A 12,815-nucleotide genomic window follows, 5' to 3' on the forward strand; every position below is an offset into this window, starting at 1 on the left:
TGACCTGAAAACACCCCAATCGGGCAAAAACCTTGTTGACACGAGAAACTTGCATTGTATAACTCCTCTAAAAGCCCCAACGGAGTGTGATTCCGTCAGGGCTGCTTCAATCCAAAACACTATAAGAAAGAAAAAGTCTTTTTAGGCGGTGGCGAGCGTCTTGCCGAGATTCTGGCAGGCGGCCTTGCCGGCGTCATCGGGGGCATTCTCGATGGCGAGCGGGTCTGCCACAAGTACGAGCCCGGCTGCTTCGGCGTCGGCTTTCCACGGGTTCATCCATTCGCCGCCACCCCAGCCGTAAGAGCCGAACAGGGCGACTTTCTTGCCGTTGAGTGCGGGTTTGACGGCTTCGTAGAAGGGCTGGAATTCGGAATCTTCGAGTTCCTCGGCGCCCATGGCGGGGCAACCCAGTGCATAGCGGGCGTATTCGCCCAGCTGGCCCTGCGAAAAGTCCGAGACGCTGAACACGTCGGCTTCGGCACCGGCGGCCTTTGCACCTTCGGCGACGTATTTTGCCATCAGTTCGGTGTTGCCGGTTCCGCTCCAATAAATGACTGCGATTTTTTCCATTGTGATTCTCCTATTATTTTTGTTATAGATCCTTCGGCTACGCTGCGCTTCGCTCAGGATGACACAGAGGTTGAATTGCTTTGATATGACATTGGTGTTGACTATGCTGCGTTTCGGACGGTCAGCATCGGCAGCGAATATCCTTTTTCAAATAGTTTGTTGAAAACATCGAAGCACTTGCGAAAGCAGGCGAACCGTTTTTCGCATTCGGTTACATCGCCGTAAACTTTCCAGTAGCCCGTATATTTGCTATTCCTGCCGCCGTTGATAATGAACCCTTTCACGTCTTCGAGGGGATAGCCCAAGAATAGTCCGACTTCGTGCGGAAAACAGTGGCATTTGCGGATGCGCGCCGTCATGTATGCGAGTGCACAGTCGGTGCTAAAGTCGGTGTAGCCGTAGGCGGCGAGAAAATGGCGGATTTCCGGCTCGGCAATAAGCTTTTTCAGGGCGTCTTCGCGATAGACGTAGATAAAACTGCGACCGCAGCGTTCTGCGATAACGCGCACGCACACGCCGCGAGGGTTGAGTTCCTTGTTCCAGTGGGCGAGTTGTTTACACAGCGTTTCGCTGGGTGAAGATTCAAGGCAGAATAAACTTCCGACCTTGAGTCCGGCGAGTGTTGGCGCGCATTGGCGAACGAGACGGTGGTCTAAAAGGCGATTCATTTTTATTGCAAACTACAAATAAATTGTAAAGTTAGATTTCTCTAACAAATATATAAAAAAGCCTTGATGTTTGTCAAGGCTAATTTTGTATTAATTTTTGTTCATTTGCAATTCAAGCATCTTGCAGAACAGGCCGCCTTTCGCCTTGAGTTCGGCAGGGGAACCTGTTTCGGCGATGTGGCCGTCTTGCAGAACCACGACCTTGTCGGCGTTTGCGATGGTTCGCATGCGGTGCGCGATGATGATGACGGTCTTGCCCTTCACCAGCTGCGAAATGCCGCGCTGGATCTTGGATTCGTTTTCTACGTCGAGGCTTGCGGTCGCTTCGTCGAGCAAGATGATGGGCGCGTCCTTCAACAAGGCGCGTGCAATCGAGATTCGCTGACGTTCTCCGCCCGAGAGCGTTTCTCCGTTTTCGCCGATGACGGTGTCATAGCCTTGCGGCATCTTCTGCACGAATTCGTCGCAGCCCGCGAGTTTTGCCACCTTCAGGATTTCTTCGTCGCTGGCATCACGCTTGCCGATGCGGATGTTGTCCTTGATGCTTGTGTTGAACAGCACCACGTCCTGGAAGACGATGGAGAAATTCTTGAGGAGCGTTTCAGGGTCAATCTTGCTGATGTCCTGCCCGCCGAGGGTCACCTTGCCGCCCTGAATATCCCAGAAGCGTGCCGCGAGTTTTGCTGCAGTCGTCTTTCCGCTGCCGCTCGGGCCCACAAGTGCGGTGATTTCACCCTGCTTTGCCGTGAATGAAACTTTTTTCAGGACTTGCTTGTTCTCGTTGTAATTGAAGTCGACATCCTTGAATTCAATATCGTAATTCTGCGGAGTGAATATAGTTACGCCATCCTGAGGTTTCATCTGGTCCATTTCGCGGAACCGGCGCAGGCGCACATTCACAAAGAACAGTTCGGCGAGGTTGTTGAACACTAGGAAAACCGGATTGTAGACCGTTGCCGCGCACACGATAAACACCAGATAGGTGAATGCATCGATTTCGCCCTTGGTCCAGAGGCGAGCGCCCGTAATTAGCACCGTGGCAAGGCCCATCTTGAGAATGCCTTGCGCCGAATTCAAGAACGAACCCACCTTCACGTCTGAATCCATCTGCGATTTTTCGTATTTGATGCAATCCTTGTCAAAGTGTTTGAGGTAGGCGGTTTCGCCCGAATACGAGCGGATTTCCTGCACATTTTCGAGACCTTCCTGGATATCTTCCATAATCACGCGGCGAGCGTTATATGAATTTTCGAACCAGCGGTCCTGAATTTTCTTGGAAAGCGCAATGAGCAATGCTGCTGCGGGCACTACCCAGAAAAGTGCGATAGACATTTTCCAGTTGTAGCAGAACAGCATAATGCCAATTATGGTGACGCTTCCGATAGCGGCGAAAAGTTCCGGCACCGCATGCGAGAAAATCATTTCGAGTGCGTTGCAATCGTCCATGATGGTCGAAGTCAAGTCTGAAAGGTTCTTCTTGCCAAAGAACGAGAGCGGCAACTTGCGGAGTTTTTCGGCAATCGAGACGCGACGGCGCATGCTTTCGTCGTACACGCTATCGTAGGTGGCACTGTACGAGAACCTGTAAATGACAAGCATCACGATAAACAGGACTACCGCAATTCCCACATAGAACAAGGTCCCGTGCGGAGTTTTGCCTGCAAATTCACCGACGCCCATCTGCTCCATCAAAAAGTAAAAGAGCATCATCATCGGGAACATGAGCGAAATAAAGTGCAGAAATGTCCAGATGACGCCACGGACAAACGTGCGCGAGCCTTCTTCCGAAAGAGCAAAAGTATTCTGAACCCACTTATACATTTTCGCCTCCTTCATTATTCTTGGAATTGTCGAGGGTCCACGTGACGGACTGCTGGTACTCGGCCCACATCTTGGCATAAATGCCGTTCTTTTCAAGTAATTCGCTGTGCGTACCGCGTTCAGCGATTTCGCCTTCTTCGACAACGATAATCTGGTCGGCGTTCACTACGCTGGTGAGCCTGTGGGCGATCATCAGCACGGTCTTGCCGGCGGCAAGCTTGTGCAAGGCTTCTTGAATCAGGCGTTCATTTTCGGGGTCTGCAAAGGCGGTCGCCTCGTCGAGCACCACGATGGGGGCGTTTTTCAAGATAGCGCGCGCAAGTACCACTCGCTGCTGCTCGCCACCCGAAAGATAAGTTCCCTTGCTCCCGATAACGGTATCGATACCGCCCGGCAGCTTGTCAATGATTTCACGGCACTGCGCAAGGTCAAGAGCCTTGTTTACCTGCTCGAGAGTCGCATCGGGCATGCCGTAGCGAACGTTGTCCAGAATGCTCATCTTGAAAAGGCGCGTATTCTGGAACACGAACGAAACGTTCTTCATCAGTTCCTTCGGGTCAATCTGCTTTACGGGAACACCGCCAATAGTGATTTCGCCGCTATCGACATCGAAGAATCGTGGCAGGAGTTTTGCAATCGTACTCTTGCCGCCGCCCGAAGGCCCGACAAGTGCTACCGTATGGCCCGCCGGTACCGAGAGCGAAATGTCGCTCAATACCTGCTTGTCGGTATCGGGGTAGGTGAAGTTCACGTTCCGGAATTCTACATCGAACTTTTGCATCGGTACGGGATTTTCACAAACTTCCAAATCCTTGGTGCGTGCAATATCGTTGATGCGGTCAATGGCAAGCCCCGCCTGGTTCGTAGCGTTGCTTAGGTACATGCTGCGCATGACGCACTGCGAAAACAGCGGCGTCACCAGCACGTAAATCATCATGTTCACGATGGTGAGTTTTACATCGCCGTCGTTACCGATAATGAGCGCTGCCGTCGGCACCAGGAACAGTACGAAGCCGTTCACGAGGGTCGTGTAGATGCAGTAAGGAACTTTCCAATTGTCGGAATAGGCAGTCACCATCTTGTGGTAGGTCGCGATGCTGTTGTAGAAACTTTTGAATGAAAAAATGGTCTGCTGGAAAACCTTGACTACGGGTATCCCGCGCACGTATTCCACCGCTTCGGAGTTCATCTCTTCGAGGGCCTGCATGTAGCGTTCCATGAACTTGGTTCCCCTGCGGCCAAGGGTGCCTAAAATGAACATGGCGTAGGCGATAGGCACCAAAGAGGCGAGGCCAAGTCGCCAGTCAAAGCTGAACATCATCACGAGCGCCACGACGGGAATCAAGATGGTGCCCGAAATGTCGGGCATCTGGTGCGCAATGAAGGTGTGCGTAATCGCGGCGTTGTCGTCAATAATCTTGCGGAGTTTGCCGGTCGGGTTCTTGTCGAAGAATCCGAGAGGGGCGCTCATCAGTTTTTTCATGGCGAATCGACGCAGGTCGCCTTCGAGCCTGAAAGCCACCAAGTGCGAGCAGGCGAGGGCCGCAAAGTAGAGCAGAACGCTTGCGACCGAGGCGAGAACCGCTCCGATGGAGTAGTCAAAAATCTTGATGTTCGTCATGTCACCGCCAGAGATAACCTCGCGGACAATCAGCCACATCAGTAAAAAAGGCACGAGCCCCGCGATGGCGCTCAATGCCGAGAGAATCAATGCTAGCGGGAACAGCGGTCTTCGCGAACCCATGTAAGCGTAGAGTTTAGAGAATGTCTTTTTCATAAATTAATCGCTAATGTGTCATTCTGAGCGAAGTGCGAAGCACGTAGTCGAAGAATCTAGATAAGAGATCCTTCGATTTCGAACCTAGCGGTTCTCCACTCAGGATGACACTTTTTCTTTTTATCTGGTTATGCTACATTCGTGAGTCTGTATTTTTTCCTGTATTCCTTCGGGGTCATGCCCATCACATCCTGGAAGGCGTGGGCGAACTTGCTCCCGTTATTGTAACCGACTTCGCCTGCAATCTCGAGAATCCCGCGGTCGCACTCGCGAAGTTGCTTGGCAGCCAGTTTCATGCGCTCGCGGCGAGCGTAAGTGAATACCGGCAAACCGAACACGTTCTTGAAGCAGAGTTTCATTGCAGTAGGCGGCATGTCAAACTTGTTGGAAAGTTCCTCGATGGTGAAATGACTGTCCATGTTTTCGCAGATAAACGAACGGATGCAGTAGATTTTTTCAATTTGCATCGAAGATAAATTGCATTCGCGACAAATGGATTCTCGTTGCGTGTCTAGGTTTTTCAGGGTGAGCAAAAGCTCCAAAATGGCGAGTCTGCCATATTCCGCCTGCAAGTTCTTTGACTTGTTGTCGACTTTTTCGAAGGCGCTAGCGACTTCTTCCTTGGTGTGGACGATAAACGGTCGGCCCGGTCGGCACATTTTCTGTGCGAGCATCTTGATGTCAATCAAAAATCCTGCAAAATGTTCGCGGATGTACCTTATTGATTCTTCAAAGAATAAAATGCGGTCGCCGCAGTAATCGGCAGAACGCGTCAGCGCTCCCGAAGTCCACGCATCGTAAACCAGCATTTCTCCTGCCTTCAGCTGATTGCAGGGGAGTGCTCCGCCGGCCCAGCTGATTTGCCCCTTTCGGCAAAATTCAAGAACCAGGAGCGGATCCCTTTCAAGCGTTGTATGGTAGCACCCGACTTTGTGCAACCATTCAATTCCGTTAATGTTCAACATATTTCCCTCAAAAATCTCTTTAAACCGGCTTTGTTAGTCTAGTCTTAAAAAGTAAGCCAAATCTAATTAGTAAACAAAACTTCGTCAAGGCTAATTTTATGACGGCAATAGAAAAATTTTATTGCAAGAATGTCTGAACGGAGTGAAAAATGACTGAACGGAGTTAAAACAAAACGAAAAAGACGATTTCCCCCTTAAAAATCCAATCGGATTTTTCCACCTCCGTTTGGAGTAGAACGCCCCTCAAATCATTTCTAAAATGCTCCGCAAAATTAACAAACGCGGTTTTTCCGCATCAATTTCAAGGAGTATTTATGAAAAAAAGATTCATGGCGGCACTTGCTATTTCGCTTGGCATGCTCGCTGCTTGCGGCGACGATTCCTCTTCTTCTGCCAATGGCGAAAATGGCGATTACAAGCGCGACTTTGCGACATCGATCTCTACCGGCGAAACGATGTTCATCGGCACGATGTCGCTGGACCATACGGATGAAATCGGTACGGATTATATCGAAGTCGGAACCCGCGCAGGCGTTGTCTATTACGACAATTCCCTATTCATTGCCGACCTTGATGTGGGAACCATTGCACGCTACAGCCTCGATGCAAACAACAAGATTGGTAGCAAGACGGCTGAACTTTCGCTTGCTGGCGCATGGGCAAATCACCTTTACTTCGTGAATGAAGAAAAAGCCTACTTAGGCGGCATGCTTGACTCGCTGCTCATCATCAACCCGAAAACCATGAAGCGCACGGGCGCGATTGACCTGTCCAAATACAAGAACAAGGACGCTCTCGTGGTGAGCCCGGGTACAGGCGTAATCGTGGACGGTCGGCTCTATGTTGGCCTGTTACAGAACGTGAGCGACTATGCTACCGGCAATACGGCTCAGGTCGCTATCATCGATATCAAGAAAGACGAGGTTGTTGCCGTGGCTGAAGATGACCGCGTCGCGGCAGTGGGCTCCCTGGATGATTCCCAGAACCAGTCGTTCATCGTTGCTGACGGTTACATTTACTGTTACAGCAATGCTTCCTGGGGCTACGCTCCGGGCCAGGTCGACGGGTTCCTGCGCATCAAGGTGGGCGAAACCAAGTTCGACAAGGATTATCAGTGGTTCGTGACCAAGGATGTCGCTATTGATGGCGTCACCAAGAAAGGCAACTTCAAATACCTGAGCCCCACTACCGACGCCAATGGAACCAAGGTGTATTCCTTCTTGAACGTGATGGTGGACCTGCAGCAGGTTTGGACCGATATGGATAGCTACCACAACAATACCTGCAAGCCGGTAGAAATCGATCTTGCCAAGAAAACCATGAAGGCGCTCCCGATTGATTATACTTCTAGCTGGGCTAGCTACGGCAAGTACATCGATGACGACGGCACCGTGATTTTTGCGGTCTCTACCGAAAAAGACGGCAACGCCTACTTCCGCTATGATCCTAAGTCCGAAAAGGCGGAAAAGATCGCCGATGTAAAGCAGATTCCGATGTGGCTTGTGCCGCTCAAGTAAAATTTCTCCATAAACCCCTAATATCCTCATAAACACAAACTTCCGTTCTTGCTCAGGCGAGAGCGGATTTTGTTTTATGAAAAGGAAAAAGCTATTCGGGTTTTTAGCAGCCTATTTGGAGTAGAATTTTGAGTGAAAATTTGCTCAATTGCGCTGCGATGAAAAAGATGTTTATTTACAAGGCGGCAGCGCTTGCCATTATATTTGCTACGGTGGGGACTGTTTCGGCCCGTGCTCAAGATGATGAAATTACCTCGATAGACGATTTTCTTGAAGAATCTGCTCCAGAAAACAATGCGACAACTGATGACGCAAATGATATGGCGCGGTCAGAGGCTTCTGCTGCAAATGCATCAGGTGTCACGCAGCTGGACGAACTCTCGGTGGAATCTGAAATAGAAGCGGAACAGGCGAAGCAGGCCAAAAAGGCGGAATCGGTTGCGACGATTGACGCAGCCGAGATGCAGAATACAAGCAAGACCATTTCGAAGGCCGTCAACTCCGCTTCGGGCGTTAAGGTGCGCAAGTCCGGTGGCATGGGCAGCGAAGGTAAAATCAACATTCGCGGCATGGAAGGCAAGAACATCAAGGTGCTGGTGAACGGCGTCCCCGTAGAGACGCAAGGCAACTTGGGTCTTGACGATATCCCTATTGACCAGATTGCAGACATTGAAGTTTACAAGGGCTATGTTCCGGCACGTTTTGCTACGGACGGTGCGGGCGGTGCCATCAATATCATTACCAAGAAGCGTCCCGCCAATTCGGTGGATGCATCCTACAGCCTTTCAAGTTTCAATACGCACAAGGCGTCGGTAAGTGCGAGCCATTTAATCGATAGCATTGCGGGTGGTGTTGGCCTAGAAGTGGGTGTTTCGGGCTACTTTAATCATTCCGATAATGATTACAAGTTTACTTCGCCTTACATGAAAAGTTCGACTGGTAAGGATACGAGTGTCGTTCGCGATCATGACCATTACACCTCTTACAATGTACAGGCCTTTGCGAACTTGATGAATGCTTGGTTTGACCAGATTTCGCTGGGTGCCAGCTATGGCGCTTTTGATAAGGAAATTCAGGGCGAAGCGAACCGCATTGTTGAAGCGACTGCCGAAGGGTATAATTTAGGAGCGACTTTCGGATTAGATAAGAAAAATTTGTTTGTAAAAGACTTGAATTTCGGTGACCATTTTTCGTTTGGTTACAATGAAAATAAAATTATTGACACGAGTCGTGTCCATTGCCGCAACTGGTATAGTTGCGATACCGCCAAAAAGAATGTGGGCGAAATTTCTTCGATGGGACTTCCGAAATTCCGCACTGTGCAGGCGTATGATTTCAACGATTTGCTGAATCTGGATTATCAGTTCTTTAAGAATCAGTTTATTTACTGGAATACGCTTTTCCGGTATCACAAGGAAGACCCTGAAGATGACGTGGGCTCCGAAATGGTCGGTTTCAATACGGCAGGCTATCCTGGCAAGACAATTTCGGTGACGACGGGCCTTTCGCTTGAAGACAATTTCTTTGATTCGAGACTCCAGAACCTGTTGGGTTTCAAATTCCATTACATGAAGGCTGAAATTTCTAATACTTCCACAAGTATGATACAGCAGGCGGTATTGGAAAAGAATGATTATACGGATTTTAGCTACGATGAAAGCTTGATGTTCCGGATTGTGAAACCGCTTGCGCTCAAGGGCTCTTACCAGCATGCAGTGCGCCTGCCCACGCCCGATGAACTCTTTGGCGATGGAATCCGCGTGAGTGCTGCGACAAACCTCAAGCCCGAAGAAGCGGACAATTTTAACATTGGACTTTCTTTAGATTTGCAAGAAATTCCGCTGTTTGCGCGGTTCCGATTTGATGGCGACGTTTTTTATTCCTATTACAAGAACCGCATTCACTATATGAGCGCTTCTCAGATGTCGGTGCCGTATTTTAATATGAATCCGATTCGTGGCTGGGGCTACGAAGGCGATGTGAAGCTCGATGTGAATGAATGGGTGCTACTCGGAACGAACTGGACTTTCCAGGATTTGCGCAACATAGATTACAATGCGAAGCAGGGAATCCCTGAAGATGCGATTATCCCGAACATTCCACGGTTCTTTATGAATTACACGGCGGAATTCCACATGGGCGATATACTCAACAAGAATGATTTTGTCAAGTTGTGGTGGGCTGCCAACTATACCGACGAATACTACTACGCCTGGAAAATCAGTTCCCGCCAGAGCCGGAAAATAGACGCCTCGTTTACGCAGGATTTGGGTGTTGAATATTCCGTGTGGGATAATAAGTTCGCCTGGAGTTTCGAGGTTGACAACTTCTTGGACGAAACCGTTTACGACAAGTATGGAGAATCTAAACTGGGACGCACTTTTGCAACCAAGATTAGATACAGTTTCAGATAGTTGATTCTAACTAAGTTGTGTTACTGCTAACTAAGTTTCAAGTTGTCAACTAAATTTCAAATTTGCAACAATGTTAGTCGCTCGGAAAGCTTATGGGACCTGGGTTTGAAGTCTGTTGTTAATTTGTATGTAAGTTGCTTTTTGATAAAAATTTAGATAGATTATTAAGCAAAGAACAACAAAGCTTTAATGGAGATCCCCGACCAAGTCGGGGATGACATTAGGGCGAAACAAAAGGAGTAAGCTATGTCCGTATGGAAAAATGAAAAATTCTGGTGTGTGGTGGCTGGTGTCGTTGGCCCGGCTATCATCAAGAAGATTCTCAAGGCTCCGAAGACCCGCGAATATGCCGTCAAGGGACTTGCCGAAGGCATGAAGATTACTGCCGACGCCAAGGCCGCCTTCCAGGATATGAAGGACGAAGCCGCCGACATCTGCAACGACGCGAAGAAAGAAGCGGGTGTATAATAACAGAAATGAACCAGTGTCATCTTGAGTGAAATGCCGTAGGCATGGAATCGAAAGATCTCAAACTTTTAGATCCTTCGACTCCACTTCGTTACGCTCAGGATGACAAATTAAACCATCAAAAAAACATGAGCTTCCGAATTGTTTACGATCAGCCGGGGCGAATCCGCTTTCGGGCGGGGGCCTACGCGTTTGAAAAAATGCATGAACCGCGCATCCACAAGGCATGCGTGAGTGAACCTTATGTCCAGAAAGCGGTAGTCCATTCGGAAAACGGCGGCATTCTGCTGGAATACGAAGACGGCTATCGTGAACAGGTGATTGATTTCGTCCGGAATTTGGACATCGCAAATCTCCCTGAGAGCGAGCCCGATACTGAATATCAACTGCAGGAACTCGATACGCAATTCAAGAACCGACTCACGTTCATGATTGTGCGGCGTTACCTGGCCAAGTTGCTGATCCCTGCCCCCATTCGTACGGCACACCTGATTTACAGGGGCCTCAAGTTTGTGGCGAAGGGCTTGAATTGCCTTGGCGAAGGAAAACTCTCCGTCGAAGTGCTGGATGGTGCTGCCATCGGGGCGAGCATCTTGCAGCGCAATTACGAATCGGCAGGAACCATCATGTTCCTGCTGAACGTGAGCAGCCTTCTGGAAGATTACACCAAGGCGCGCACCCGCACGGCCCTTACCGCAAGCCTTGCCGTGAAGGTGGACCGCGTGTGGGTCGTCAAGGACGGCGTCGATGTTCAGGTGCGCATGCAGGATGTTCAGGTGGGCGACCTCGTGCGTGTGCGTTCCGGCAGCATGATTCCGGTGGACGGAACCGTTGCCGAAGGCGATGCATTCGTGAACGAAGCGACCATGACGGGTGAATCGCAGGCGGTGCATAAGACGGTCGGAAAGTCTGTTTTTGCGGGCACCGTCGTGGACGAAGGCTCCATCGTAGTATCTGTCCGAGCCGTGAGCGGCAACACCAAGATTCAGAAAATCATTGAACTCATCGACCGCTCCGAAGACCTGAAGGCCTCTATCCAGAGCCGCGCCGAACGCCTTGCCGATGGTATCGTGCCGTTCAGCTTTATCGGATTCGGGCTCACGCTTCTGTTTACGCGCAACATTACCAAGGCGGTCTCGATTTTGATGGTGGATTATTCCTGTGCCATCAAGCTTTCCACCCCGATTTCGGTGATTTCGGCTCTCCGCGAAGCGGCTGACCGCAACATGACCGTGAAGGGCGGCAAGTACCTGGAAGAATTTGCGCTTGCAGACACCATCGTTTTCGACAAGACGGGAACGCTCACCAAGGCGGAACCGAAACTCGAACGCGTGATTCCGTTCGGAAACCGCAGCGAAGAAGAAATTCTGCGCATTGCGGCCTGCATCGAGGAGCATTTCCCGCATAGCATGGCGCGTGCCATTGTGCGCGGGGCCGCCGAACGGGGAATCGACCACGAAGAAGAACATGCTGACGTGAAGTACATTGTGGCGCATGGAATCGCGACGACTCTCGACGGTGAACGCGCCGTTATCGGCAGCAAGCATTTCGTCGTCGAAGACGAAAAGATTGCAGTGGGCGAGGCGGAACAGAAAAAGATCGACGAACTCGCCGGAGCCGCATCCGTGATTTACCTTGCCATTGGCGGGAACCTTGCGGGCGTGCTTTGCATTAGCGATCCTCCGCGAGACGAGGCCGCCGAAGCTATTCGCATGCTCCGTGAACGCGGAATCAAACATGTGGCGATGATTACTGGCGATAGCCAGAAAGCGGCCGAACGCACCGCTCAACTTTTGGGCATCGACACCTTCTTTGCGCAGGTATTGCCCGAAGACAAGCATCGTTATGTGGAAAAAATGAAGGCCGAAGGCCGCCGCGTGATTATGGTGGGCGATGGAATCAACGATGCTCCTGCCCTTGCCGCGGCCAATGTGTCGGTTGCCATGAGCGATGCCAGCGACATTGCCCGCGAAACCGCCGATGTGACGCTCCGCAGCGAAGACCTGCGCGACCTCGCCGAACTCCGCACATTGAGTACGCAACTCATGGACCGCATCCAGGCGAACTACCGCTTTATCGTCGCCTTCAACACGTCGCTCCTGGCCGCAGGTTTCTTCGGGATTCTTGCCCCCTCGACCTCGGCCCTGCTGCACAACCTCTCGACCATGGCGATCTGTGCCAAGAGCATGACGCCGTTGAAGCAGGCGTAGGGCCCTCCCCGCCTAAATAATTGGCTTAAATTAACGAAAAATGCCCCTGCTCAGAGCTACTTGAGCGGGGGCGCAATCGTTCCCAAAGAGACACAAGGAGGGAATTGGATTTTTGCTTCAACCAGACAAGTCCGGGTCTAAAAGCTATGGCAACAATTAGAATTAGACTTGTCTAACTAAAAGTTAGATAAATCTAACTGCAAAAACAAGGGCAAAAAAGCCAAAATAATGTAAATTTTCCGTTTCAAAGTTAGATTTGTCTAAAAAAGTATGGCTGTTGTAATATTTTTAGCCTTGCCTAATTAGTTTTATTAAACTATATTAGCCTCGTCTAAATAAGGCAAGTTGATATGGACCATACAAAACTGACTCAAAGCTTAGAAGATTACCTGGAAATGGTGCATA

Annotated in this window: 9 protein-coding genes; 4 read left to right on the forward strand and 5 right to left on the reverse strand. The window is 50.1% G+C overall.

Annotated features, from left to right (window positions below):
• Positions 1-141: 141 nt before the first annotated feature.
• From Q0628_RS04955 to Q0628_RS04975, 5 genes are all read right to left on the reverse strand, one after another.
• The gene (locus Q0628_RS04955) at positions 142-570 is read right to left on the reverse strand and encodes a flavodoxin (protein ID WP_298768718.1); all 429 of its coding nucleotides are present in this window, start codon (positions 568-570) and stop codon (positions 142-144) included.
• Positions 571-671: 101 nt separating this feature from the next.
• Entirely contained in the window at positions 672-1,238 is a 567-nt protein-coding gene (locus Q0628_RS04960) for a DUF3793 family protein (RefSeq protein ID WP_298768720.1), read from the reverse strand.
• A 90-nt stretch (positions 1,239-1,328) separates the two neighbouring features.
• On the reverse strand, positions 1,329-3,059 hold the full coding sequence (locus Q0628_RS04965; protein WP_298768723.1) for an ABC transporter ATP-binding protein: 1,731 nt from the start codon (positions 3,057-3,059) through the stop codon (positions 1,329-1,331).
• The gene (locus Q0628_RS04970; protein ID WP_298768725.1) at positions 3,052-4,836 is read right to left on the reverse strand and encodes an ABC transporter ATP-binding protein; all 1,785 of its coding nucleotides are present in this window, start codon (positions 4,834-4,836) and stop codon (positions 3,052-3,054) included. The genes Q0628_RS04965 and Q0628_RS04970 overlap by 8 nt, the downstream gene beginning before the upstream one ends.
• Positions 4,837-4,964: 128 nt before the next feature.
• The gene (locus Q0628_RS04975; RefSeq protein WP_298768727.1) at positions 4,965-5,801 is read right to left on the reverse strand and encodes an AraC family transcriptional regulator; all 837 of its coding nucleotides are present in this window, start codon (positions 5,799-5,801) and stop codon (positions 4,965-4,967) included.
• 314 nt (positions 5,802-6,115) lie between these two features.
• Between Q0628_RS04975 and Q0628_RS04980 the strand changes: the two genes are divergently transcribed.
• The 4 genes from Q0628_RS04980 to Q0628_RS04995 all read left to right on the forward strand — a co-directional run bounded on the left by Q0628_RS04980 (position 6,116) and on the right by Q0628_RS04995 (position 12,410).
• Positions 6,116-7,318 carry a hypothetical protein gene (locus tag Q0628_RS04980; RefSeq protein WP_298768729.1) on the forward strand — a complete coding sequence of 401 codons (1,203 nt, stop codon included), beginning with the start codon at positions 6,116-6,118 and terminating at the stop codon, positions 7,316-7,318.
• Positions 7,319-7,476: 158 nt separating this feature from the next.
• Positions 7,477-9,732 (forward strand): TonB-dependent receptor, encoded by a 2,256-nt coding sequence (locus tag Q0628_RS04985; RefSeq protein WP_298768731.1) that lies wholly within the window; start codon positions 7,477-7,479, stop codon positions 9,730-9,732.
• A 246-nt stretch (positions 9,733-9,978) separates the two neighbouring features.
• Positions 9,979-10,200 (forward strand): DUF1490 domain-containing protein, encoded by a 222-nt coding sequence (locus Q0628_RS04990; RefSeq protein WP_298768733.1) that lies wholly within the window; start codon positions 9,979-9,981, stop codon positions 10,198-10,200.
• A gap of 128 nt (positions 10,201-10,328) precedes the next feature.
• On the forward strand, positions 10,329-12,410 hold the full coding sequence (locus Q0628_RS04995; protein WP_298768734.1) for a heavy metal translocating P-type ATPase: 2,082 nt from the start codon (positions 10,329-10,331) through the stop codon (positions 12,408-12,410).
• The last annotated feature ends 405 nt before the right edge of the window (positions 12,411-12,815 follow it).

Source organism: uncultured Fibrobacter sp. (assembly GCF_937877005.1).
GTDB lineage: Bacteria > Fibrobacterota > Fibrobacteria > Fibrobacterales > Fibrobacteraceae > Fibrobacter.